This window comes from Tuberibacillus calidus DSM 17572 (assembly GCF_000430685.1).
GTDB classification, from domain to species: domain Bacteria; phylum Bacillota; class Bacilli; order Bacillales; family Sporolactobacillaceae; genus Tuberibacillus; species Tuberibacillus calidus.
In genome coordinates this window covers 22,599-46,410 of the sequence record NZ_AUMM01000024.1, presented here as the reverse complement: position 1 = coordinate 46,410, position 23,812 = coordinate 22,599, and the positions used below count along the sequence as shown (strand labels likewise).

23 protein-coding genes and 4 tRNA genes are annotated in these 23,812 nt (G+C 45.1%); 23 read left to right on the top strand and 4 right to left on the bottom strand.

All coding sequences use genetic code 11. The annotated features are described in order from the left end of the window. Nucleotides 1-5: 5 nt before the first annotated feature. The 12 genes from H532_RS19870 (at nt 6) to H532_RS0107770 (ending at nt 11,477) form a co-directional block, all read left to right on the top strand. Nucleotides 6-146 (top strand): YqzL family protein, encoded by a 141-nt coding sequence (locus H532_RS19870; RefSeq protein ID WP_081412381.1) that lies wholly within the window; start codon nt 6-8, stop codon nt 144-146. 36 nt (nt 147-182) lie between these two features. Continuing rightward, the gene (gene recO, locus H532_RS0107825) at nt 183-932 is read left to right on the top strand and encodes a DNA repair protein RecO (RefSeq protein WP_027725031.1); all 750 of its coding nucleotides are present in this window, start codon (nt 183-185) and stop codon (nt 930-932) included. Between the two features lie 150 nt (nt 933-1,082). Continuing rightward, the gene (gene ccpN, locus H532_RS0107820; RefSeq protein WP_038111823.1) at nt 1,083-1,724 is read left to right on the top strand and encodes a transcriptional regulator CcpN; all 642 of its coding nucleotides are present in this window, start codon (nt 1,083-1,085) and stop codon (nt 1,722-1,724) included. A 23-nt stretch (nt 1,725-1,747) separates the two neighbouring features. After that, nucleotides 1,748-2,563, top strand: coding sequence for a pyruvate, water dikinase regulatory protein (locus tag H532_RS0107815; protein WP_027725029.1), 816 nt, complete (start codon nt 1,748-1,750; stop codon nt 2,561-2,563). A gap of 218 nt (nt 2,564-2,781) precedes the next feature. Beyond that, a complete protein-coding gene (locus H532_RS0107810; protein ID WP_051263213.1) occupies nt 2,782-3,219 on the top strand; it encodes a YaiI/YqxD family protein in 438 nt (145 codons plus the stop codon). Between the two features lie 35 nt (nt 3,220-3,254). Then, nucleotides 3,255-5,048, top strand: a complete 1,794-nt coding sequence (gene dnaG / locus H532_RS0107805; protein ID WP_027725027.1) for a DNA primase — start codon at nt 3,255-3,257, stop codon at nt 5,046-5,048. 22 nt (nt 5,049-5,070) lie between these two features. Continuing rightward, nucleotides 5,071-6,192, top strand: coding sequence for an RNA polymerase sigma factor RpoD (rpoD, locus tag H532_RS0107800; RefSeq protein ID WP_027725026.1), 1,122 nt, complete (start codon nt 5,071-5,073; stop codon nt 6,190-6,192). Between the two features lie 277 nt (nt 6,193-6,469). After that, nucleotides 6,470-7,609 (top strand): acyl-CoA dehydrogenase, encoded by a 1,140-nt coding sequence (locus H532_RS0107795; protein WP_027725025.1) that lies wholly within the window; start codon nt 6,470-6,472, stop codon nt 7,607-7,609. A gap of 300 nt (nt 7,610-7,909) precedes the next feature. Beyond that, nucleotides 7,910-8,260: a cytochrome c550 gene (cccA, locus tag H532_RS0107790; RefSeq protein WP_027725024.1), complete on the top strand. Its 351-nt coding sequence runs from the start codon at nt 7,910-7,912 to the stop codon at nt 8,258-8,260. A 247-nt stretch (nt 8,261-8,507) separates the two neighbouring features. After that, nucleotides 8,508-9,206, top strand: a complete 699-nt coding sequence (locus H532_RS0107780) for a tRNA (adenine(22)-N(1))-methyltransferase (protein WP_027725023.1) — start codon at nt 8,508-8,510, stop codon at nt 9,204-9,206. Next, nucleotides 9,203-10,342 (top strand): Nif3-like dinuclear metal center hexameric protein, encoded by a 1,140-nt coding sequence (locus H532_RS0107775; protein WP_038111819.1) that lies wholly within the window; start codon nt 9,203-9,205, stop codon nt 10,340-10,342. The genes H532_RS0107780 and H532_RS0107775 overlap by 4 nt, the downstream gene beginning before the upstream one ends. A gap of 166 nt (nt 10,343-10,508) precedes the next feature. Then, nucleotides 10,509-11,477, top strand: a complete 969-nt coding sequence (locus H532_RS0107770; protein ID WP_027725021.1) for a 4-hydroxy-3-methylbut-2-enyl diphosphate reductase — start codon at nt 10,509-10,511, stop codon at nt 11,475-11,477. Between the two features lie 168 nt (nt 11,478-11,645). Here H532_RS0107770 and vrrA read toward each other — a convergent pair whose 3' ends face one another. Next, complete coding sequence (gene vrrA / locus H532_RS19560; protein WP_027725020.1) at nt 11,646-12,413, bottom strand: VrrA/YqfQ family protein; 768 nt, start codon at nt 12,411-12,413, stop codon at nt 11,646-11,648. A 310-nt stretch (nt 12,414-12,723) separates the two neighbouring features. Here vrrA and H532_RS0107760 point away from each other — a divergent pair, with 310 nt between their 5' ends. Continuing rightward, complete coding sequence (locus tag H532_RS0107760) at nt 12,724-13,617, top strand: deoxyribonuclease IV (RefSeq protein ID WP_027725019.1); 894 nt, start codon at nt 12,724-12,726, stop codon at nt 13,615-13,617. A gap of 213 nt (nt 13,618-13,830) precedes the next feature. On the opposite strand, the gene H532_RS0107755 is transcribed toward H532_RS0107760, so the two are convergent. Next, the gene (locus tag H532_RS0107755; RefSeq protein ID WP_162142918.1) at nt 13,831-14,103 is read right to left on the bottom strand and encodes a DUF2624 family protein; all 273 of its coding nucleotides are present in this window, start codon (nt 14,101-14,103) and stop codon (nt 13,831-13,833) included. Nucleotides 14,104-14,341: 238 nt separating this feature from the next. On the opposite strand from H532_RS0107755, the gene H532_RS18240 reads away from it, so the two are divergent. The 3 genes from H532_RS18240 (at nt 14,342) to H532_RS0107740 (ending at nt 16,599) form a co-directional block, all read left to right on the top strand. After that, nucleotides 14,342-15,388: a two-component system sensor histidine kinase NtrB gene (locus tag H532_RS18240; RefSeq protein WP_051263212.1), complete on the top strand. Its 1,047-nt coding sequence runs from the start codon at nt 14,342-14,344 to the stop codon at nt 15,386-15,388. Nucleotides 15,389-15,469: 81 nt separating this feature from the next. Continuing rightward, entirely contained in the window at nt 15,470-15,883 is a 414-nt protein-coding gene (locus H532_RS0107745) for a DUF308 domain-containing protein (protein WP_155995006.1), read from the top strand. Nucleotides 15,884-16,008: 125 nt separating this feature from the next. Next, on the top strand, nt 16,009-16,599 hold the full coding sequence (locus H532_RS0107740) for a nitroreductase family protein (protein WP_027725016.1): 591 nt from the start codon (nt 16,009-16,011) through the stop codon (nt 16,597-16,599). An 87-nt stretch (nt 16,600-16,686) separates the two neighbouring features. On the opposite strand, the gene ispG is transcribed toward H532_RS0107740, so the two are convergent. Together ispG and H532_RS18235 are read right to left on the bottom strand one after the other, a co-directional pair. Beyond that, nucleotides 16,687-17,787, bottom strand: a complete 1,101-nt coding sequence (ispG, locus tag H532_RS0107735) for a flavodoxin-dependent (E)-4-hydroxy-3-methylbut-2-enyl-diphosphate synthase (protein ID WP_027725015.1) — start codon at nt 17,785-17,787, stop codon at nt 16,687-16,689. A gap of 166 nt (nt 17,788-17,953) precedes the next feature. Then, entirely contained in the window at nt 17,954-18,265 is a 312-nt protein-coding gene (locus H532_RS18235; RefSeq protein ID WP_051263211.1) for a LysM peptidoglycan-binding domain-containing protein, read from the bottom strand. A 229-nt stretch (nt 18,266-18,494) separates the two neighbouring features. On the opposite strand from H532_RS18235, the gene H532_RS0107725 reads away from it, so the two are divergent. From H532_RS0107725 to H532_RS0107695, 7 genes are all read left to right on the top strand, one after another. Further along, nucleotides 18,495-18,571: transfer RNA gene (locus H532_RS0107725), tRNA-Met, on the top strand. 64 nt (nt 18,572-18,635) lie between these two features. Further along, nucleotides 18,636-18,712: transfer RNA gene (locus tag H532_RS0107720), tRNA-His, on the top strand. A gap of 1 nt (nt 18,713) precedes the next feature. Further along, nucleotides 18,714-18,790 (top strand) — tRNA-Ile (locus H532_RS0107715). Nucleotides 18,791-19,126: 336 nt separating this feature from the next. Beyond that, nucleotides 19,127-19,201: transfer RNA gene (locus H532_RS0107710), tRNA-Met, on the top strand. A 165-nt stretch (nt 19,202-19,366) separates the two neighbouring features. After that, on the top strand, nt 19,367-19,975 hold the full coding sequence (locus H532_RS0107705; protein ID WP_027725014.1) for a superoxide dismutase: 609 nt from the start codon (nt 19,367-19,369) through the stop codon (nt 19,973-19,975). A 279-nt stretch (nt 19,976-20,254) separates the two neighbouring features. Beyond that, complete coding sequence (locus H532_RS0107700; RefSeq protein ID WP_027725013.1) at nt 20,255-21,538, top strand: MFS transporter; 1,284 nt, start codon at nt 20,255-20,257, stop codon at nt 21,536-21,538. 136 nt (nt 21,539-21,674) lie between these two features. Continuing rightward, nucleotides 21,675-23,720 (top strand): peptidoglycan D,D-transpeptidase FtsI family protein, encoded by a 2,046-nt coding sequence (locus tag H532_RS0107695; RefSeq protein ID WP_027725012.1) that lies wholly within the window; start codon nt 21,675-21,677, stop codon nt 23,718-23,720. The last annotated feature ends 92 nt before the right edge of the window (nt 23,721-23,812 follow it).

The window sequence follows — 23,812 nt, the reverse complement described above, 5'->3', positions numbered from 1 at the left end:
TAAACATGATAGACTTTGTTTGGAAAGTCTTTTGTAAGACCGGAAGTATTGACACCTATTTGCTCATGAAAGAGATGGAAAGGGAATTTGAGGCGGAGGCGTCTTCGGCGGAAGAATACGCCGCTGAAGAACAGCCGACGGTTTAATACATTCTTGGAATATAGGGAAACGGCGGGAAGAGTATGAACACCAAGGCGGAAGGTATTGTCCTTCGGGCAACAGATTATGGGGAATCGAACAAGATCATCACTTTATTTACGAGAGAATACGGTAAAGTTGGCCTCATGGCGAGGGGGGCAAAAAAACCCCGAAGCAAGCTTTCTGCAAGCAGTCAAATCCTTACCCATGGGGTTTATATCTATTCCATTGGAAAAGGGCTTGGTACGCTTCATCAGGGCGAAGTCGAAAACCCTTTTCGCTACTTAAAAGCAGATATTTACAAAATGGCCTATGCTGCTTATATCGTCGATTTTATCGACAAAATGCCCGCAGCGGATACGTTGAGTCCGCCGTTGTTTCAACTCGTCCTGACTTTGTTAAATGAGATGAACAATGGCCTTGAGCCACAGGTGTTGATGTTTATTTTTGAAGTCAAGATGCTTGCGGTTTTAGGAATCGAACCTGTCATGAGCGGTTGTATCCATTGTGGGAGAACGGATGGGCCGTTTAAGTTCTCCGTTTCCGGCGGCGGGTTGCTCTGTTTCCGCTGCACACAGGAAGACCCCCATGCCGTGCCGGTTTCTGAAACCTTTATTAAGTTGTTTAAACTGTTTAGACAAATCAATGTCGCACGGTTAGGAAAAATTAATCTAAAGCCGGAAACCTTGGATGAATTCAAGCGCATCCTGACCATGTATTATGATGCTAATTCCGGCATGAGATTAAAGACTAAACGATTTATCGAGCAAATCGAAGCAGCCGATGCCTTTTAGTTCGACCCAATCCCTAGATGGTAGAGAATCGACCTTCCTCGCCGGTTGGCGAGGATTTTCCTATGTTTTTCAACAAAAATTTTATAAAAAAAGCAGGACTTTTTAGCGATCATGTATAAAAAATATAGGGCATGATGAGTTGTAAGGGCGGTGAACAGAACCTTGGACTTAAGCGAACGGCAAAAGAAGATATTGGAAATCGTAAAGGAAAACGGGCCGATCACAGGGGAACAAATCGCGGATCAGTTGCATGTCACCCGTGCGACATTGAGGCCTGATCTAGCCATCCTCACCATGAGTGGTTTTTTAGATGCCAGACCCCGCGTGGGATATTTTTATACTGGCAAAACACCTTCAAAACTTTTGACGGATCGCCTTAAACGGATGACGGTAAAGGCATATCAATCGATACCGGTGGTCATTCAAGAAGGCGCCTCTGCCTACGATGCCATCTGTACCATGTTTCTTGAAGATGTCGGAACATTGTTTGTCGTTAATAAGGATGCGGTTTTAACGGGGGTGCTCTCGCGGAAGGATCTCTTGCGGGCATCGATCGGCAATCAAAACTTAAACGCGATACCAGTCAGCGTCATCATGTCGCGGATGCCAAACATTACCACATGTAAGAGCACGGATTTAGTGATCGACGTGGCAAAACTCCTCATTCAACGGCAAATCGATGGTTTGCCGGTTGTGAGGGAGACCGACAAAGGGTTGGAAGTCATCGGCAGAATTACGAAAACGAATATTACAAAGGCCTTTTTGGAATTGGCCGAAGGTGAAATCGAATAAAACGGAGGAGCAAGATGGAACGGATTAATGAGCAACGCATTTATGTCATATCTGATTCAGTCGGCGAAACAGCCGAACTTGTTATAAAAGCAGCCGTAAGCCAATTTAAAAATGTCACGGTAGATGTTGAACGGTTTCCATATGTCAATGACATAAAAAGCGTTGAGGAAATTATCACGGCTGCCAAAGAAAATCAAGCAATGGTCGTCTTTACGTTAGTTGTACCGGAAATCCGTGAGACGGCCGTCCGATTGTTGGAAACAGAGGGCGTACCGTATGTCGACATCATGGGACCTGTCTTAACCAGAATGGAAGATGTTTTTCAATCCAGTCCTGTTTATGAACCCGGACTTGTGCATAAACTGGATGAAGACTATTTCAAACGTGTGGAAGCCATTGAATTTGCGGTAAAATACGATGATGGGCGCGACCCAAGAGGCATTTTGCGGGCGGATATCGTTCTGATCGGCGTCTCGAGAACGTCTAAAACCCCTTTGTCCCAATATTTAGCCTTAAAACGGCTAAGAGTGGCTAACGTGCCAATCGTGCCGGAAGTCGAACCTCCAGAAGAGCTTTTTCAAGTCAATCCGAAAAAATGTTTTGGCTTGCGCATTAGCCCAGAGCAGTTGAACCATATCCGCAAAGAACGGTTAAAATCTTTGGGACTCGCAGCAGATGCTAACTATGCTCAGTTGGATCGCATACAGGAGGAACTCAACTATTTCGAGAGCATCGTCCAAAAAATTGGCTGCCCGGTGATTGATGTCTCCAAGCGGGCGGTGGAAGAGACAGCCAATATAATCATTGAGCAGTATTATAAAAACAAGCGGAACTTTTAATGATCACCGTGCATATTGTTTCATTTATACACAAGGTTTGAATAAATATAAGTGTAGATATTTATAAGCGAATAGGTTGCCATGTAAAATTCCTATGTATTATAATACATTTTTGTGATAAAAATAACCAGTAAAGGTTTCGAACATCCATTCGTTAAAAGTCAAAAAATTTAAATATGCATCGGTTAAAAGGATTTTGACTGGAGGATATCGAATTATTGATAAAGAAGAGAGTCTTTGTCGATGCCGACAGCTGTCCCGTCAAAAAGGACATTTATGAATTGACGGAACGGCATCGAATTCCAGTGATTTATGTCGCATCCTATCGGCACATAACCGATCATTATCCCGGCGAATGGGTTTACGTGGATCCAGATCCGGATGCTGCGGATTTTTATATCGCAAGTCATGCCGCAGCCAACGATATCGTCATCACCTCAGATATGGGGCTTTCAGCGCTTCTGACAGCAAAGGCGGTGTTGGTTTTAACCCCAACGGGAATAATCGTAAACGATAAAGACATCCCGCTTATTTTATACAATCGTTATATAGGGAAAAAAGAAAGAGCCGAAGGTCATCGGACGAAAGGACCAAAACCATTTACCGAAGAAGACCGCAGGCTTTTCCGTCGGGTTTTAACCGATCTGCTGGCTTAAGCGCCCATTTTGGTTGGACGGGGGAGGGGATTGGCATGCGGGTCGATGAAGCGTTGATCGAAAAAGTGAAAGCGTCCGTTGATATCGTCGACGTCATTAGCGAATACGTTCAACTTAAGAAACAAGGGCGAAATTATTTTGGCCTGTGCCCGTTTCATAGCGAAAAAACCCCGTCATTTTCCGTTTCACCCGAAAAGCAAATTTTCCATTGTTTCGGTTGTGGGATCGGTGGGAATGTGTATACCTTCCTCATGGAAATGGAAGGCTATACCTTCCCGGAAGCTGTCAGCCATCTTGGCGAAAAAATCGGCATACATGTCCCGAGAACCGAACAGGAAAACATCCGGCGGGAGGCTAAGGCAGAGCCTTTATATCGCGGGATGGAATTATTAACGAAATTATACCATTATCTTTTAATGAAAACGTCTTATGGGAAAGCGGCGCGGGAATATTTAGATAAACGAGGGTTTACAGCTCAGACCATCGAAAAATACCAGATCGGGTATGCGCCGGATTCGTGGGATACGGCCACGCGATTTTTAAAACGGCGCGGACTTCCGCTAGAACCATTTGTCTCTATCGGGATCCTTGCCACCCGCGGTTTTGATGGTAAAATCTTTGATTGCTTCAGAAATCGCGTCATGTTCCCGATTACGGACATGAAAGGGCGTACCGTAGCCTTCGGCGGCCGCGTGCTGGATGATTCCAAACCGAAGTATTTAAACAGCCCCGAATCAAATATATTTCATAAAGGGAAACTGCTTTTCGGCTATCCGGTTGCCCGCCCCGCCATTAAGAAAAAAAACGAGGTGGTGTTATTTGAAGGCTACGCGGATGTCATTAAGGCCTATCAGGCAGGTGTGGATAACGGTGTGGCATCCATGGGCACTTCATTAACCGAGGAACAAGCTGGTCTTTTAACGCGAAATGCAGAAAAAATCATCGTCTGTTATGACTCAGATGATGCTGGTGTGGAAGCCACCTTTCGGGCGATCGATATGCTAAAGCCGTATCACCGTTCCGTCAGAATTGCCCGAATGCCGAAGGGGCTAGACCCCGATGAGTACATTGAACGGTACGGCGATGACGCCTTTCGTCACAATGTATTAGGGGCAAGCGCGACGGTAATGGCTTTTAAGATGCAATATTTTCGTCAAAAAAGAAATATGAATGATGAAGGAGATCGCCTTAAGTATATCGAAACCATATTACATGAGATAAGCGAGCTTCCGCAAGCGGTTGAAAGGGACCATTACTTAAGGCAATTGGCTGAGGAATTTTCCATATCTTTGGATGCCCTCAAACAGCAACAATATCAAATTTATAGACAAAGGAAAAGTAAGGGGGAACTCGGAAAAGAAACAACCGAAATCCGCCCCGTCACTCAAACGCGTCCGCTTTTACCTGCTTATCAAATGGCGGAAAGAGAGCTGCTGGCATACATGATGCATGACAGTGAGCTGGCGTTTGCGATCCGCGAGAAGATCGGCGCCGAATTTTATACGGACTTGTACGGAGCGCTTGCCGCTCATTTGTATGCCTATTACGAAGACGGGTGGCCTCCAGATATTGCATCATTTTTACAAAAACTAAATGATCCACAACTGCAATCCGTTGCATCCGAAATCGCGATGATGGAGATAACAGACCAAGCAACGGATAAGGTCATTGACGATTGCATTAAGGTCATTCGACAACATGGTTTAGAAGAGCGCATTCGGCAAAAGGAAAGAGAGAGAAAGGAAGCCGAGCGCGCGAATGACTTTGAAAAAGCAACCAAAATTCTCGCCGAAATCATTTCCTTAAAAAAAGGGCTGGGAAGGAATTAGGTTATGGAAGGAGGGGGATCAAATGGCAGAGAAATCAAGTGAACAACAAGTTGAACAAGAAAATAGCCTTGAACAAGTGAAAGAACAATTGATTGAATTAGGTAAAAAACGCGGTGTGTTGACATATGGTGAAATCGCCGAAAAGTTAGCGCCATTTGATCAAGATTCAGAACAAATGGATGAATTTTACGAGGTGCTGGGTGACCTAGGCATCGATGTTTTAGAGGATAATGCGGACTTGGATGTGGATGATCTAGACGATGAGGACAAAGATGAAGAATTCGACCTCAATGATTTAAGTGTCCCCCCGGGCATTAAAATTAATGACCCCGTCCGAATGTATTTGAAAGAAATCGGGCGCGTGGATCTCCTGTCAGCGGAAGAAGAAATTGAACTAGCCAAACGGATTGAAAAAGGCGATGAAGAAGCAAAGCGCCGCCTTGCCGAAGCGAATTTGCGCCTTGTCGTTAGTATTGCCAAGCGTTATGTCGGCCGGGGCATGTTATTCCTTGATTTGATTCAAGAAGGGAACATGGGCTTAATCAAAGCGGTTGAAAAATTTGACTACCGAAAAGGCTATAAATTCAGCACGTATGCCACGTGGTGGATTCGCCAGGCAATTACCCGCGCCATTGCCGATCAAGCCCGAACGATTCGCATCCCAGTCCATATGGTTGAAACCATCAACAAACTCATCCGCGTCCAGCGGCAAATGTTACAGGATCTAGGACGTGAGCCAACACCAGAAGAAATTGGCAAAGAAATGGATTTACCCGCCGATAAAGTTCGTGAGATTCAAAAAATCGCACAAGAACCCGTTTCCCTCGAAACGCCGATTGGTGAAGAAGACGATTCCCATCTTGGCGATTTTATTGAGGATCACGATGCCACCGCTCCGTCCGATGCTGCCGCTTATGAGTTACTGAAAGAACAATTGGAAGATGTGCTCGACACGCTAACCGACCGCGAAGAAAACGTGCTTCGTTTACGGTTTGGCTTAGATGATGGCCGCACGCGCACTTTAGAAGAAGTGGGTAAAGTTTTTGGCGTGACGAGAGAACGCATCCGCCAAATTGAAGCTAAAGCGCTTCGCAAACTGCGCCATCCGAGCCGCAGCAAACAGCTTAAAGATTTCTTGGAATAAAGCGTGGCCGAAACAACATTCCATGCATCAGGCGAACGTCAACGCTCTAATTGCATCCATTTGTGTAAAAGTTTACTTCGGTGTGAGAAGTAAACTTTTTATTTTTATCTTGATTTTTATTTTACAGTTTCCAGCTAAAAGATGCAAACCGAATTACAAAAATGTTCTGATTATATTTTTGTAAACGCCATTTGCCACATTGTTTGACTTACTTTAAAATATTATGTAAGCGGATACATTTTATATTTTTAAAAAAATGGGTGGGGAGGAAAAACCAATGCATTTTGAATTAACCGATGAACAAAAAATTTTACAGAAAATGATTCGTGAATTTGCGGAGGAAGAAGTCGCACCAGGAGCGATTGAGCGAGATCGAACAAAAACTTTCCCAAAAGAAATATTTAAAAAGCTGGGTGAACTCGGGATTCTCGGTTTGCCTTTTCCGGAAAAATACGGTGGCGGCGGGGCCGACACCATCAGCTTTGCGATTGTGGTGGAAGAGCTAAGCCGCGCGTGTGGATCAACAGGCATTACGTATTCCGCTCATGTATCTCTCGGAGGGGCACCGTTAAATTTATTCGGCACGGAAGAGCAAAAACAAAAATATCTCATTCCCATTTGCACTGGGGAGGCGCTTGGTGCCTTTGGGCTGACCGAGCCCGGAGCCGGGTCGGACGCCGGCGGTACGGAAACCGAAGCCCGGGAGGATGGAGATGAATGGGTCATTAACGGCAGCAAATGTTTTATTACCAATGCCTCTTATGCCAAGGTAGTCCCGATTACGGCCGTTACCGGGAAAAAGGATGGTAAAAAAGAAATCACCGCCATCATTGTGCCGACGGATTCACCGGGTTTTTCGATTGATGAACCTTATGACAAAATGGGTTTGAATGCCTCCAACACCACGCAGCTCTTTTTCGAAGACGTGCGCGTCCCGAAAGAAAACATTCTCGGCAAACGCGGGGAAGGCTTTAAACAATTTTTGATTACGCTTGATGGCGGAAGAATAGGCATTGGCGCCATGGCGGTGGGTATTGCCCAAGCCGCCTATGAAAAAGCGCTAGCCTATGCGAAAGAACGCAAACAGTTCGGAAGTCCATTATCCAAATTCCAAGTCATTCAGTTTAAATTGGCCGATATGGCGATGAAAATTGAACTTGCTCGAATGATGGTTTATAAAGCGGCATGGTTAAAAGACCAAGGCAAGAAATTCACCAAAGAAGCCGCGATGTGCAAATTATACGCATCTGAAGTCTGCATGGAAATTTGCCGGGATGCCATTCAAATTCATGGCGGCAACGGTTACATGCAAGAATATGAAGTGGAGCGGTATATGCGTGATGCCAAACTCCTCGAAATCGGTGAAGGAACGTCTGAGGTACAGCGAATGGTCATCTCGCGCGAAATCGGCTGCTGATCTTTGTCTACGGAAAAATATGCTTCTCAAAGGCTTTTGTATCGGAAATTTTTTTGTGAATGGAACGCCGCCTTGCGTTCCATTTGCTTTTGGTTTGAACCGATCGCCTGCTTAAATGAAGATTGTGATTTCGTTTTCTGTAACCAAAATCTATAATGAGGGCATAAAAAGTGACGAATTTGTGACAAATTCGTTTTCCCTTTTCTTGAATGGTATTATAAAGTAAAATAAAAATGGTCTATTTAAAAGAATTTGCAGTTTTTTTGCACAAGGAATTGATACATAAGGAGGGCACGTGAAATGAAACGGAATCCACTCATTCCGTTTGCCGTTATTGCCGCATGCGGAATCCTGCTCATGGTGGTGGTCGGTTTGTGGGGGGCTCATGCTGCTCAAGAACGGGAAGCCGCAAAACATAAAGGCGCCGTGGCCACAGCCACGCCTGAGAAACTCTTTCAAGACAATTGCGCAGCCTGCCACGGTCAAAACCTAGAAGGCGGTGCCGGCCCGAATTTGCAACATATTGGAGGAAAACTTTCAAAGGACGCCATTTTAAAACAGATTAACGAAGGTGGCGGAGGTATGCCTGGCGGTTTACTTCAAGGGGACGATGCCGCTAAGGTCGCCGAGTGGCTTGCTAAGAAAAAATAAGTTGAACGCGCGGTCATCCCATTTTTGGGGTGGCCATTTTGCTATTTTAAACGGATTGGCGAGGAGCAATGAAAAGCCGACCTACATCGTGCAAGCTTTCGTTTCGCTTAAAATCCGCGATTGACCGACAACTTCTTTGCGACCCACCCCATCGTCAAATGCTAGCGGTTTACATTGCCATGTTGATATTTGCCATCACCGCATTCGCTTTGTATCATAAAATGAGAAACTTTAGTGTGGTGATGACATGAACGACATACCGATTTCGGAGCGGTTAAAAGCCGTGGCATCTTTGATTACTCCAACCCATACATTAGCGGATATCGGCTCTGACCATGCTTATCTACCTTGTTACGCATTTTTAGAAGGACGAATAAAGAAGGGAATAGCCGGTGAAATCAATGTCGGACCGTACCGCTCGGCGCTTTCGACGATCGAAAAATACGGACTCTCCGAACATATTACTGCTCGCCTGGGCGACGGTCTTTCCGTGATCGAAAAAGATGAAGCGGATTGTATTACGATTGCGGGAATGGGCGGAGAATTAATCCGGCGCATTCTGGAGGCAGGTAAAGATCGTTTGACGGATGCCACGCGCCTCATTTTGCAGCCGAATGTCGGCGAGCATCAAGTCCGTCTTTGGTTGATGGCGAACGATTTTACCATTGACCAAGAAATGATTCTTGAAGAAGACGGCCATATCTATGAAATCATTCAGGCACAAAAAAATGACCAGCCCAAAACATATTCCGCAAAAGAGCTCATGTTCGGACCAATTCTGCTTCAAGAGAAAAGCGATATCTTTTTAAAGAAGTGGCGTGCGGAATTAAAGAAGAGGGAACGCGTTTGGCAATCACTCGGTCAAGCTGTCCCGAGTCCAGAGATTGCAAAACGCCGTTTCGCGATCGAAAAGGAAATCCAGTGGATTAACGAGGTGACGACATGACGATTGACGGCAAAACGCTAATCAACGCTTTTGAAGCATGGGCACCACCCCGATTAGCTGAGAAATGGGATAAGGTCGGTCTGCAAATAGGGACGCTGAATAAGGACATCCAAAAAATGATCGTGACTTTGGACGTCACAGAAGAAGTTGTGGATGAGGCGATCGCTCAAGGGGCGGATTTGATTTTTGCCCATCATCCGCTTATTTTCCGTCCATTGGATAACATTTTAACGGATAGCGGTTCTGGAAAAATCATCGAAAAATGCCTAAAAAATGACTTGGCGGTGTATGTGGCACATACCAACCTCGATGTCGCTCAAGGCGGGATGAATGATTGGCTCGCCTCCGCCATCGGCTTGCAAAATACAGCGGTTCTTGTGCCCGCTCAGTCGGACTCGCTCGTGAAACTGGCTGTCTTTGTACCAGTGACACATGCGGTTCAAGTTCGTGCGGCGCTAGGTGATGCAGGTGCGGGGGCGATCGGCCAATACAGTCACTGCACATTTAATACAAGCGGAAAAGGCACATTTTTACCAGGGGAAGGAACAACGCCCTACATTGGGGAAACAGGAAAGTTAGAGGTTGTCGATGAAATCAAAATTGAAACGATTGTGCGCGAGGCGGATTTGAGCCGAGTCGTCAAAAAAATGCTTGATAGCCATCCTTATGAGGAAGTCGCCTATGATCTTTATCCTTTGAAAAACAAAGAGGACAAAATAGGTTTGGGAAGAGTCGGGCAACTTTCGGCACCGATGACTTTAGCCCAATTGGCCCAACATGTCATTAAGGTTTTCGGTTTACCTGGGGTAAACGCCGTCGGTGATTTAAACGCAAAAGTCCAAACCGTTGCGGTCATCGGCGGTAGCGGCAATGATTTTATTCCGGAAGCCATTGATCGCGGCGCGGATGTGCTCGTGACCGGGGACACGAAATACCACAATGCGCACGATGCGAAAGCGGCTGGTCTCATGGTGATTGATGCCGGGCACCATATTGAAAAAATCATGATTCAAGGTGTTGCCGCCTTCTTCCGTGATTTTTTAAATACCAATGGATACACAGGGACGACGGTGATGGAATCCACCACGAATACAAATCCGTTCCATCTCGTCATCCCGCATGAGGTTAACCAATAAGGGGTTTGACTTTCACCACGGGTTTCTTAAAATCGTTCAGTATTATGTAGCTTTAGGTGGGGTAGACCCCGAACTTTTGTTGAAGCTCGTTTTCATTAAGGACTTTCGTTGTCAGCGTTTGCTTTTGGCTTTATAATGGAAAGAGAAGCCAAGGGAGGCGTTGATTTTGGAAGTTATAAAAGTGTCCCCGCGCGGCTATTGCTTCGGAGTTGTCGATGCGATGGTCATTGCACGCAAGGCAGCGATGAACAAGAATCTGCCGCGCCCGATATATATCCTCGGCATGTTGGTGCATAATCAACATGTGACAGAAGCCTTTGAAAAGGAAGGCATTATCACTCTTGACGGCAACAGCCGCCTGGAGTTGTTAAAGCAGATTGATAAAGGCACAGTGATCTTCACAGCTCATGGCGTATCCCCTGAGGTTCGCAAGCTGGCAGAGGAAAAAGGGCTGACCGTCATCGATGCGACTTGCCCGGATGTCACAAAAACGCATGACCTAATAAAAGAGAAGACAAAGGCAGGCTATGATATTATTTATATCGGGAAAAAAGGCCATCCCGAACCGGAAGGCGCTCTCGGCATGGCACCAGGGCGTGTGCACCTTGTTCAGACTTTTGAAGATGTAGACAGCCTTCAACTGAAAAACGAAAAAATCGTCATCACCAACCAAACGACGATGTCGCAATGGGATGTTGAGGAAATCATGCGTTATATTAAAGGAAAATATCCGCAAGCGGAAATCCACAATGAAATTTGCCATGCGACGCAAACCAGGCAGGAGGCGGTCGCTGAACAGGCCAAAGATGCCGATTTAACCATTGTCGTCGGTGACCCGCGCAGCAATAACTCCAATCGGCTCGCCCAAGTCTCGGAAGAAATTGCGGGCACACCAGCCCACCGGATTGCCGACATATCCGAATTGGATATTAATTGGCTGTTAAATGGCGTGAAAAAAGTGGCTGTGACCTCAGGTGCCTCAACGCCCACGCAATTAACAAAAGAAGTCATCCTTTTTATTGACCAATTCGATCCGAATGACCCAGCAACATGGGTCAAGCCGTCAAGAGAAAACAAGAAATCGATCTTGCCGAAAGTGGTTGTCAAAAATGAAAACACACCGGCAAAGGCTTGACAAAGAATAGGGACAAATTGGTCTTTAAGCAGATAACCAACCCATACTATATAGCAACAATGTTCAATGGGACGCCAACAAAAAGGCGCCCCATTTGTTAATTTTAAGACCTCCAACATGCGGAGACATCAGATTCAAAGAAATTTCATGCAGGCTGGTGACAAACAGTCAGACATAGAGTGTCGGCTGCGAAGTTATTTTGGGGACGGGTTGGTAGCCCATGGATGAGTTGGGTGATAATCGCACTGTCGATCGTGCTGTCGTCTGCGATTGCGTAGGAATCGGCCGCCTTTTTTGTTTGTGAGAGCGGCTAGGGCCTCTTGTTTTCGGTGTATCCTCTTTTTCCTCGCCTTTAGAAAATTCCTCGATTTCCACTCTTGATGCGCGTTCTTCCGCTTTTGTTCCCGTGTTTTCATTGGATGAATCATCGGTTGCCGCCGATTGATCACCAGATTTCCTCAGTTCCATCATTGTCCGAGCCATATTAATCAATCCTGGCAAATTTTTAATCATAGGACTGATTTGTTGAATAACGGGCATCACTTGTTGAGCGACACCGACCATTTTTTGCAGATTTTGAAAAATACCGAGCAGACCTCCGCTTGAACCTGTACCGGTTAAACCTGGATTCGCCAATCCACCTGCGCCACCCGTCGCTAACCCGCCAAATCCGGGGGTGCCGAAGCCCGGTGCCATGCCGCCAAATGGCATACCGCCTGTTTGTGCCCCTGAACCGCTATTAAATAATCCACCAAGCAGTCGGCTAAGTCCCCCGGCACCTCTTGTTCCCAAACCACTTGTGCCAAACGGTGAGGCCATCCCAGGCCCAAACAAACCAGGTCCGCTCATCGGGGGAAATCCGCCTGCTGGAGAGCCCGCACCGAAAAGCCCGGCGCCGGGGTTCATCCCAGGTGTTGCCTGTCTCAATGGAAACATTAGTGATCCTCCTTTTTTTCGGTCCGAATGGCTATTGTTATCGTATGCGTGTGAAAGAAGCAGTGTACCTATGGTAAACACCCGTTATGCCTGTAAATATGGGCTTTCGGCTCATCTTTTGGATGTTTTGAAATGTTCGTCTCGGCAAACGCCTAGAGTCAGAATAATCACCACCATTGTCATGACGGTGTTCGTCCGGTATTCGCTTCGATGAAGAAGGCAAATGGGAAAGCATCGGCTCATCCGATGACCAAATATGACGAAAAACCGCGAGAAAAATGCTAAAATGAATAGGAAGGAGGGAATGGACGTGTTAAAAATCGGCTCTCATGTTTCGATGAGCGGCAAGGAGATGCTGCTTGGTGCGAGTAAAGAAGCGGTATCTTATGGTGCAAATACATTTATGATCTATACGGGTGCCCCGCAAAACACCCGCCGTAAACCGATTGAAGAACTGAACATTGAAGCGGGTTTAAAACATGCAAAGGAAAACGGCATTGAGGAAATTGTTGTCCACGCTCCGTATATTATCAATATCGGTAATCCCGTAAAACCGGCCACATTCCGGATAGGCGTTGAATTTTTAAGAAAAGAAATCGACCGGACACAGGCCCTCGGAGCCAAGCAAATCGTGCTTCATCCCGGTGCTCATGTCGGTGAAGGCGTTGAAGCGGGTCTTGCTAAAATCATCGAAGGGTTAAACGAGGTTCTGACTCGAGATGACCAAGTGCAAATCGCGCTTGAGACGATGGCGGGGAAAGGTTCCGAATGCGGGTATCGTTTTGAACACTTGGCTGAAATCATATCAGGCGTGACACATAATGAGAAACTTTCCGTTTGCTTTGACACCTGTCACACGCATGATGCCGGATATGACATCGTCAATCGTTTTGATGATGTCTTGGAAGAATTTGACCGCATCGTCGGTTTAGATCGCATTAAAGTCGTTCACGTTAACGATAGCAAAAATCCGTGCGGTGCCCGCAAGGACCGTCATGAAAACATTGGATACGGGTATATTGGCTTTGAAGCGTTAAACGCCATTGTCCGCCACCCGCAATTCGAAGGGCTTCCAAAAATTTTGGAAACACCATTTGTCGGTGAAGATAAAAATGACAAAAAGCCCCCCTATAAGTTTGAAATTGCCATGTTAAGGGAAGGGCGGTTTAACGAACACCTTAAAGAAGACATTATGGCCGGTTAAAAAACCGGCTTTTTTATTTTTAATTGAATTATTTTATGGCGCGAAGGCATGTTTACAAAGCAAAATCGGAGAAAAACTGAAAAGACAGAAATAACTGTTTTCCATACAATAATAGAAGCGGTTTTTGCTAAGTCTTAATTGGCTAAGCATTTTCAGCGCTTTTTACCTATAGCCCCTGAAAATGGTGCCCCCATCAAAGTCAAATCTTCACATTTAATTACCCATCCATTTTATGAGCCTCTGGAATAAGCCTTCCATGGATTGCGACAGGCCAGCGTTTGTTTTTTGAGCGATCTCCTTTAATAGCGCTCTTCTTTCCTTTTCCTGAAAGACATCAAATCCACCTCGGGCATGAAGGAGGTTTATGATGGTTTCGGCATCTTTCCGGCTTATTTTAAAGCCATATTTTTTCCCAAATTTCATGAGTTCTTCGGAGGTTAAACCGTTAATTTTTTGGTTCACTAAATGTTTGATCAACGCATTCAATGAATAGCCCCCTTTAACCAGCATCACTTGTAAGGTATGTGCCGATGGGTTTTTCGTGAATCGGCGCGTAAAAAAATTGCCGTTTATCGTCATAAAACGCAAGTCTCGTCATATTTTTTAAGTATAGCGACAAAGTTTACGATTTTTGTCAATAAATATGATGGAAATATTATATTATTATGAAAAAAGATTCGATATAATAAAATCAGTAGGTGCATTTGGGGAATAATGGTGCGGTATGACGAAATTGGGAGGTGGGATCATTAAATCGCCTATGTCGGTAACGGATCGAAATCTCTTTTTTTGCCAGAGTTTGATCGGAAATATACTGGATATATTAGAGGTTGGTTTGATCATTCTAGATGGCAAAAACAAAGTCGTCTATAAAAACGGTGTGTTGCTGGCAATGGAAAAACGGCTTTCACAACAAGGCGAGAGCGAATTTTTTGTTAAAAAAGCCCAAGAAATGGCACCGGATCTTCGGGCTTCAGGGCAAACGGTGCGGCGCTATCATGTCTACGGAGATCGCTTATACAGGGTTTTCGGGCTCTATGATGCGCGGACTGATGAAGTGATTTACATGTTTGATGAACGCGAAGCTGCCAGCGAATATGAACGTTTGCTCAAAACAAAAAAACAAATGGAAACCGTCTCGCATTTGGCCGCCGGTTTTGCCCATGAACTGCGGAATCCGCTATCGATTATTCGCGGTTTTATTCAATTGTCAAGAATGACTGGAAATATTGACAAATATTACGGTACGATCCTCTCTGAGTTGAACAGAATGAACCGCATCATAGATGATTTTTTGTCATTGTCAAGAAAAAAAGAAAACAAAGAACGGTGTGAGCCAGGCGGCTTTTTTACAACCGTCGCAGAAATCATTCAATCGGAATGTCTGCTTCGTAATATTGACCTTCGTTTGCAAATAACAAAAACCGCTCGTTATGTATTGATTGATAAATCCATGATGATTCAAGTTGTGCTAAATCTGTTCCGAAATGCGGTTGAAGCCATTTCTGAGGACCAGAAGGAAAAATTTTTTTCGATGGAAGGCCGTGATGACGGATCACAATATACAGTGGTGATACAAGATAATGGTTCTGGAATGGACGAAGCGGTGCTTCGACAAATTGGCAAGCCCTTTTTTACAACAAAAGAAAATGGAACGGGAGTGGGTTTGCCATTATCGCAAAAGATTATTTCCGAACATGGAGGGAAGATGACGATTCAAAGTGAAAAAGGTAAGGGCACGACGATTTGTTTTCACTTGCCCTATAACTGAATACCAACAATTTCATCTATATTTGAGGAGAACTTACGCCAAAATATAAACGATCCTATAAATGAAAGCGAGGGATCGCCATTGGCGGATAAGGATCATCCTCAATATAAAGAAAACGGGGCGATAAATGAAAAAGTGGACGACCATGCCTTTGATGGCCATTTAGGCATCCGCGAAACATACAGAAACAACAGCCTAGATGATGAAGATCATTATGATGAAGAAGTTGCAGAAGAGGCTGTTTTAGATCGGCGCGCTCTTGGAAATGTCAGAGATGAAGATGACGATGTTGTGGACTCCGGGACAGGCATTGGTTGGTTGGCACTCGTGCTATCGATTGTCGGACTATTCTTTTTACCAGTGATTATGGGAGCCGCCGGAATCATTATCGGTATCATCGCTCGCAGACAAGGAGCCCGCGCGCTCGGTGGTTGGGCGATTGGCATTGGGATTTTCGCAATCGTCATCCGCTTATTTACCGCCCCTTTTTTCTAGTTTATTGAAGGAGGTTGACATTGATAAACGTCAGCCTCTTTCATTTGTCTTTGGCTAATTCATTGATTTTCCTCCGTTTCGGTCGGATAATGGAATGGAGGTCTATGGCGAGAGGAGAAGGGGATATGGATGTATTAGAAGCCATACATACTCGACGTTCTGTATCCAAAGTGCAAGAAAAGGTGCCGGATAAGGCATTGATTCATAAAGTGCTGGAAGCATCTTTATGGGCACCGAACCATTACTTGACGGAACCGTATTCTTTTGAGGTGCTCATCGGTGACGGACGTAATAAACTCGGACAAGCTTATGGACGAATCAACCAGGAAGCGTTGGATCCAGATGCATCCAATGAGGATAAAAAGAAGGCGTATGAACAAGGATTGGCTAAGGCACGTCGGGCACCAGTCGTCATTGTTGTTAAAGTGCATCCTTCAGACCAGAAAAATGTCATTTTTGTTGAGGAAGTGGCAGCAGCAGCCTGTGCCGTCCAAAATATGCTGCTTGCTTCCCATGCGCTCGGTTTGGGGGCGATGTGGCGATCGGGCAACCCCGCCTATCATCCGATTATGAAAGAAACATTTGGCATGACCGGAGAGGGGTTCGTCTTAGGGTTTGTTTACCTCGGTTATCCGCAAGAAGGTTACGTGAAACATCCGCCGAAAAAACGCCCGCTTGATTCTGTTGCCAAATGGGTAGAGCATGCCGAAAAATAAAACACGCCCCATCCTGAGCGCGTTTTTATATTGGTCAAAAACGAAGGCTCCGCCAAGCTTTTTAGGCAATGGTGGAGCCAGGTTCTTTTATAATTTTTCCGCTGCTTTCTTTTCTGCGTATTCTTTCGCGAGAATATCGACTTCTTTTTTCAGTTCGGCGACGAGTTGGTCTTCGGGAACTTTACGAATGACTTTCCCATGTTTAAAGAGAAGGCCTTCGCCTTTCCCACCGGCGATGCCGATATCGGCTTCGCGCGCTTCACCGGGCCCGTTAACCGCACACCCGAGGACGGACACTTTAATCGGGGCCTTGACGGTTTGTAAATAGGCTTCGATCTCATCAATGACGCCAAATAAATTAAATTGGATGCGGCCACATGTTGGGCATGAAATTAACGTGGCGGCATCTGATAATAACCCGAAAGTCTTCAAAAGTTCGCGGGCTACTTTAACTTCCTCAACAGGGTCTGTCGATAAAGAAATTCGCAGTGTGTTGCCGATGCCCTTATGCAAAAGAACGCCAAGTCCCGCAGCACTTTTTACCGTACCGGAAAATTTCGTGCCCGATTCCGTGATGCCAAGGTGAAGCGGATAATCAAAAGCGGCTGCTGCTTTTTCATAAGCTTCGATGGCCAAATGGACATCGGAGGCCTTTAAGGACACGATGATATCATGGAAGTCGAGATCTTCCAAAATTTTAATATGATGGAGGGCGCTTTCGACCATGCCGTCAGCTGTCGGATAGCCATATTTTTCAAGGATATGTTTTTCCAATGATCCGGCATTGACACCGATGCGAATCGGCACGCCTCTTTCTTTAGCGGCTTTCACAACGGCTTCGACTTTTTCGCGTCCACCGATATTACCTGGGTTGATGCGAATTTTATCGATGCCGCCTTCAATGGCTTTTAGTGCCAATTTATAGTTAAAATGAATGTCCGCAACGAGAGGGATGTGAATCCGCTTTTTAATTTCAGGAATGGCTTCTGCGGCCCGCATGTCCGGGCAAGCAACGCGCACCATTTGGCAACCGGCTTCTTCTAACCGAAGGATTTCTGCCACGGTCGCTTCCACATCGTGCGTTTTTGTTGTCGTCATGCTCTGTATGATCAGGTTATTTGACCCGCCAATGGTTAAATCGCCAACTTTGACTTGGCGGGTTTTTGTTCGATGGGTGATTTGATTCATTCCCCATTCGCTCCTTTTTCTCAACCAGACAATGCATGATTGTCAAGGCAAGATACGTTTACCATTCCTCATTGTACCAGTAAGCGGAGACAATGGGCAAGACATTTATTTTGACGGAAAGCAACCAATCGGATTTGATGGCCAAGTTACGGATGTGATGGCCAAGTTACGGATGGCTTTCGTCCAACGGTATGCGATAGGTTTTACCAATTTGTATATGGTTTGGGTCAACGCCATGATTTAATTTTTTAAAGTCGCGCAAAACTTGATCAATGTCGTACGTCGAAGATGGGTTAAGTTTCTCGTATAATGACAGCACAGTGTCACCAGGTTGGACGTGAACGGTTTGAAAGGGAATGGCGGGTTCACTGGCCTTTGTTTCATTACTACCGAGAAAAGCTAACGTCCCTTTCGTCATATCGTAATAACTTGTCCAACCGACAACGGCAAAAATGGCGATGATGAACATTTTCTTCATGGCGTTCACCCTTTTCTAAAAGAAGGTGTCATGTTTCATCATCTATATATATGTGTCTCTTCCATTTTTAGAACAAAAATATCTAAAAAAGCTATTGAAATATGTCTTGGCGCGTGATATATTAAACATCGGCCAAGTTATTCGGTCGAAAAAAGTTTAAAAAATGTGTTGACACATTTTTAAAGACATGTTATTATATATCCTGTCGTTACGATTTGAAAGCAAACATGGCGGTGTAGCTCAGCTGGCTAGAGCGTACGGTTCATACCCGTGAGGTCGGGGGTTCGATCCCCTCCACCGCTACCATATATTACAAATATTGAGGTTGTCGATTTAGACCTCTCTTTTACTTTTTTCGGAAACTTTCATGGCGGTTGTGGCGAAGTGGTCTAACGCACCGGATTGTGGTTCCGGCATTCGTGGGTTCGAAACCCATCAACCGCCCCATGGACCCTTAGCTCAGCTGGTTAGAGCAGACGGCTCATAACCGTCCGGTCGTAGGTTCGAGTCCTACAGGGTCCACCACTATCGCACCTGGGACTTGCATCAGCAGCCAGGTTATGTTATTATTTGTAAAGCACATATCATCGCGGGGGGAGAGCGATCATAAACTTCGTTGAATCCGCTGCGAGTTGTCCCGACGCATCAGGCTACTCTGAATGGGCTGGGAGAGGAAGGGACAGTGGCACACTAGTTGCAAGTGAATATGCTTTCTATATATCGTCGCGGGGTGGAGCAACGAGGATAAACATCGTTGAATCCGCTGCGAGTTGTCCCGACGCATCAGCCTCTCTGAAAAAGCTAGAAGAGGAAGGGACAGTGGCACACTAGTTGCAAGTGAATAAGCTTTCTATTTAACATCGCGGGGTGGAGCAGTGGTAGCTCGTCGGGCTCATAACCCGAAGGTCGCAGGTTCAAATCCTGTCCCCGCAACCAAATAATGATTTTATCGCAAATGTCCGTAAAGGGCATTTTTTTGTTTTAGAAAAACTTTTGAGCGGGCATATTTATTGAAGGGTCGCCTTAAATTTGATAATGTAAATAGTGGAAAAAGCAGAAAAACTCTGCGAACCCATTCTACATATTAAGGAGGAGATTTACATGGGTTATCAGCTTCCTGATTTACCTTATGCTTATAACGCGCTTGAGCCGCACATCGATGAACAAACGATGCGGATACATCACGACAAACACCACGGGACATATGTTTCCAAAGTCAATGCTGCGCTGGAAGGCCATGCTGATTTGGCCAGTAAGTCAATCGAAGATCTCCTTAAAGACATTAACAGCGTGCCGGAAAACATTCGCACAGCTGTTCGCAACAATGGTGGTGGACATGCCAACCATAGCCTCTTCTGGCAAATTTTAAGCCCGAATGGTGGCGGTGAACCGACTGGCGCTATTGCCGAAGCGATCAATGCCAAATTCGGCAGCTTTGAAAACTTCAAGAAGGCATTTTCTGATGCTGCGGCTAACCGCTTTGGTTCCGGCTGGGCGTGGCTCGTCGTCAATAACGGCGAACTCGAAGTTACAAGCACGCCGAACCAAGATTCGCCTTACATGGAAGGCAAAACACCGATTCTCGGCCTGGATGTTTGGGAACATGCTTATTATTTGAAATACCAAAACCGTCGTCCAGAATACATTGAAGCGTTCTTTAATGTGATCAATTGGGACGAAGTCAATAAACGCTACGAAGCGGCTAAATAGTCAGACACTCAAAAGGTTGACACAATGGATTCTCCAAAATGTGTCAACCTTTTTTATATTCGTAAAAAAGGATATCGTTTTTCGGGTCAGCATAAGGACCAATAAGGCTTTACAAACCGTTTCGTAGCGTCAAATATATTTTAAAGAGTGATGGTTTCGTTATTTTTCTTAAAAAGGAATTTCGCCCCGAAAAAGGTCGTGCCATTACCGATTTTCCAGTATATCTCCCTCTGTTTGATGCACAATAAAGAAGGAATTCGAACAGGGGAGTCGAGACGGATGAAGTTTCTGCAAAACGTCTTGGATGAGAAAAAGATCCCGAAGGATTTGCTATTGTTACTTGTGATCAGCGGTTTATACTTTTTAGGCGTCGCTCTTTCCAACACCTTTGTCAACGTCTTTCTATGGAAACATACGAAGAGCTTTATCGATATCGGATTATATAATTTAATGATTGTCATTTTTCAACCACTGACGTTTCTCGTAAGCGGCCGACTGGCCAAAAAAATTGACCGGGTGATCGTCCTTCGTTTTGGCATTTCTTTTTTGGCCCTGTTTTTCATCAGCGTGTTGTTTTTAGGAAATTTGGCGCGTGATTTTTTACTGCTATTCGGGATTTTATTAGGAATCGGTTACGGATTTTTCTGGTGCGCTTTTAACATTTTGACGTTTGAGATTACTGAGCCCGACACGCGTGATTTTTTCAATGGCTTTGAAGGCATTCTTTCTTCCGTCGGGGGGATGATTGGTCCAGCATTTGCCGGCTGGCTGATTTCCGAGCTTCCGAATGATCTCGGATATAAATGGATTTTTGCGCTTTCACTCGCGCTGTTTGCCCTAGCCATTTTCATCAGTTTTTTTATTAATAGTCGCCTCGCAGAGGGTCGCTTTTATTTGCGCCGAATTTTAATGGAGAAAAAAAACAACCCCAATTGGGACGATATTTTAGATGCTCATTTCGTACAAGGCATACGGGAAGGGACCTTTTTTTTCATCATCGGTATTTGGGTATTTTTAACGACTAAAAGCGAATGGGCATTAGGGAAGTTTACCCTGATCGAATCCGCCATAATGTTTTTATCCTACTATGCCGTTTCGAAATGGGTCAAAACAGATATGCGCAAAAAAGCGATTTTAATCGGTGGTCTTCTGCTTTATGGGTCCGTTTTTCTCATTACTTTTAAATTAAATTATCCGCTCCTTTTGATCTACGCCGTTGTGACATCCATCGCTTATCCTCTGCTGACGGTCCCTTTTACATCTTTAACTTTTGACACGATTGGTAAAGGATGGAAAGCTAAAGAAATGCGCATCGAATATATCGTCGTCAGAGAATTATATTATAATCTTGGGCGCATTGTCTCTATTCTCTTATTTCTAGCCGTCGTCATGCTCTTTAAAAACGATGAAACGGGGATCCGCTACTTAATGCTGGTCATCGGCGCTGGGCACCTGGCGATATACTTCTGTCTGAGCGGTTTGCCGTTGAAGAGGGAAAAGCGGAGTATGAAGAATGACGCTCGTCACCCTTTGCGAGACGGGGAAAGCGGCTCTCCGGTTTAAAATGAGTAAAAAAAAAACGAAAACGAGCGGGCACAGAGGGGGATTTTATAGTAAAATAGAGGAGGTTGACCCAATCGTTTGGCGATCCCTGATGGGCAGCCTCTTTTTAGTGTGTGTTTAAAGGAGTGAACGGGAGATGGAAGAAAAGAAAAAGCGTAAAAAGAAGAAAAACCATATTCCGTTTCGGTTAAATATCCTTTTTTTGATCATTTTCCTGGCATTTTCGGCTTTAATACTACGCTTAGGTGTTGTCCAAATTGTTCACGGGGAAGATTATGAAAGGAAGCTTGAAGCGACGAATAAAGTGGTCACCAAGGTGGAATCCGTAAGAGGCCTGATTCGTGACCGAAATGGTACCCTTCTTGTTGGCAACAAGGCGGAGCAAGCCATTGTATTTACGCGAAAACCGGACCAGGATACGCAAGACTTGCTGGATATTGCCAAAAAACTGAGCCAGTATATCACGGTTTCGACGAATAAGAAGGTGCCGGACGGAGCGCTGTCCACCGAGCAGGTGACGGAGCGCGACAAAAAAGATTTCTGGTTGGCACTTCATCCCGATAAGGCGAAAGCGATGTTGTCAGCAAAGGAACAAAACAGCAAAAAAGCTTACAACCTCATGCTCGATCGCATCACAGATCGGGATTTAGCGACTTTGACGACGGCAGATCTAAAAGTCGCCGCCATTTGGCGAAAATTGGTGACCGCATCCAATCTGACACCGACTTATGTGAAAATCGGACTAACGGATAAAGAATTAGCGACAGTTGGTGAGCATTTAAAAGAATTTGATGGGTCCATCGATACGGCCGTTGCCGCAACAAGAAGTTATCCTGAAGGGGAAATGTTCTTTTTAGGTAATGTTAAAGAAATTCCAAGGCATGAAGTTAATAACTATTTGGCAGAAGGCTATAATCGGAATGATATTGTTGGAACGAGCAATCTCGAGCAACAATATGAAAACATTCTACGCGGTGTGCCGACGACCTATACTTTTATGACAAAAAATGGTAAACCTGTTGGCAATCCGATAAAAGAAGAAGGCCGCCGGGGTGATGATCTCGTTTTGACGATTGACAGCCGACTTCAAAAAGCGGTTGGGACTGTCATCGAGAAAAACTTGAGGAAGTTTCATAGTACACACGCCAACAGTGCTTATGCGGTAATCATTGATCCAAATACTGGAGAAATTTTGGCGATGGTTGGCCGGGCATTCGACCCGAGCACAGGAAAAATTGTTGACGACTCTTCCGGCACGGTGTTAAAAGCTTTTCAGATTGGTTCATCGATTAAAGGGGCAACCATTTTGACGGGTTACCAAAATCATGCCATACCTGGGCTTTTTGACGATAAACCTATCAAATTTTCAAAAGACGGCAAGCCTTTTAAATCCTTGGAAGCCATACCGACTGTCGGACCGGCTGAAGCGCTGGAATATTCTTCAAACGTCTATATGGGTCGTGTTGTTGGCAACATGGCTGGTTTTCGATTTTATGACCACGGGAGTTATTATAGTGTTCAGGTTTTTAATGGTCCACGGTTTGTCCACGCTTTCAATGCCCTGCGTGAAGGATATAGCCAATTCGGTTTAGGCGTTTCAACAGGTATTGATCTACCGTTTGAATCCATTGGTTATGAGGGACCACTTCCTTTGGATTCACCTGGTATAATCATGCAATTTGCGATCGGGCAATATGATACGTATACGCCGCTGCAAATGGCGCAATACGTTTCAACAATCGCCAATGGCGGGAAACGCCTCGCCCCACATCTGTTAAAAACCGTGAATGAACCGAGTGGTGATCCGACCCAAGTCGGCCCGGTCAAATACCGCTATGAACCGAAAATCTTAAATACGATTGCCAATACCAAGGAACAAATCGATATGGTGCATAAAGGTTTTTACCTCGTCACACAGGGGCCACATGGGACGGCGCGCATGCTTGGAGCGCTCAATGCCCATAACCGTTCCTATAAAATTGCCGGGAAGACCGGTACGGCTCAGGTGAATACGGACAGAGGGCTAGATAACTTGGCCTTTATTGGTTATGCGCCATATGACAATCCGAAAGTGGCGGTCGCCTTAATTGTGCCGGAAACTCACGATAACCATGCGAACTTATATATCGCGCAAGATATTTTTGATGTCTACAACAAATTATATCCTGGACAATTAAAATGATTGGTACAGAAAAAACCCCCAAGGCTTTGGCCTAGGGGGTTTCGTTTAAACGGGTAAGCTCGTATATAAATTTTCCGTCTAGGATAACTACA

Coding starts and splice junctions, on each gene's coding strand:
- H532_RS0107695 (WP_027725012.1), top strand. CDS start 21,675: ATGGAAGAAAAGAAAAAGCGTAAAAAGAAGAAAAACCATATTCCGTTT.
- cccA (WP_027725024.1), top strand. CDS start 7,910: ATGAAACGGAATCCACTCATTCCGTTTGCCGTTATTGCCGCATGCGGA.
- vrrA (WP_027725020.1), bottom strand. CDS start 12,413: ATGTTTCCATTGAGACAGGCAACACCTGGGATGAACCCCGGCGCCGGG.
- H532_RS0107780 (WP_027725023.1), top strand. CDS start 8,508: ATGAACGACATACCGATTTCGGAGCGGTTAAAAGCCGTGGCATCTTTG.
- H532_RS19870 (WP_081412381.1), top strand. CDS start 6: ATGATAGACTTTGTTTGGAAAGTCTTTTGTAAGACCGGAAGTATTGAC.
- H532_RS18240 (WP_051263212.1), top strand. CDS start 14,342: ATGACGAAATTGGGAGGTGGGATCATTAAATCGCCTATGTCGGTAACG.
- recO (WP_027725031.1), top strand. CDS start 183: ATGAACACCAAGGCGGAAGGTATTGTCCTTCGGGCAACAGATTATGGG.
- rpoD (WP_027725026.1), top strand. CDS start 5,071: ATGGCAGAGAAATCAAGTGAACAACAAGTTGAACAAGAAAATAGCCTT.
- H532_RS0107705 (WP_027725014.1), top strand. CDS start 19,367: ATGGGTTATCAGCTTCCTGATTTACCTTATGCTTATAACGCGCTTGAG.
- H532_RS0107775 (WP_038111819.1), top strand. CDS start 9,203: ATGACGATTGACGGCAAAACGCTAATCAACGCTTTTGAAGCATGGGCA.
- H532_RS0107700 (WP_027725013.1), top strand. CDS start 20,255: ATGAAGTTTCTGCAAAACGTCTTGGATGAGAAAAAGATCCCGAAGGAT.
- ispG (WP_027725015.1), bottom strand. CDS start 17,787: ATGAATCAAATCACCCATCGAACAAAAACCCGCCAAGTCAAAGTTGGC.
- H532_RS0107795 (WP_027725025.1), top strand. CDS start 6,470: ATGCATTTTGAATTAACCGATGAACAAAAAATTTTACAGAAAATGATT.
- H532_RS18235 (WP_051263211.1), bottom strand. CDS start 18,265: ATGAAGAAAATGTTCATCATCGCCATTTTTGCCGTTGTCGGTTGGACA.
- dnaG (WP_027725027.1), top strand. CDS start 3,255: ATGCGGGTCGATGAAGCGTTGATCGAAAAAGTGAAAGCGTCCGTTGAT.
- H532_RS0107740 (WP_027725016.1), top strand. CDS start 16,009: ATGGATGTATTAGAAGCCATACATACTCGACGTTCTGTATCCAAAGTG.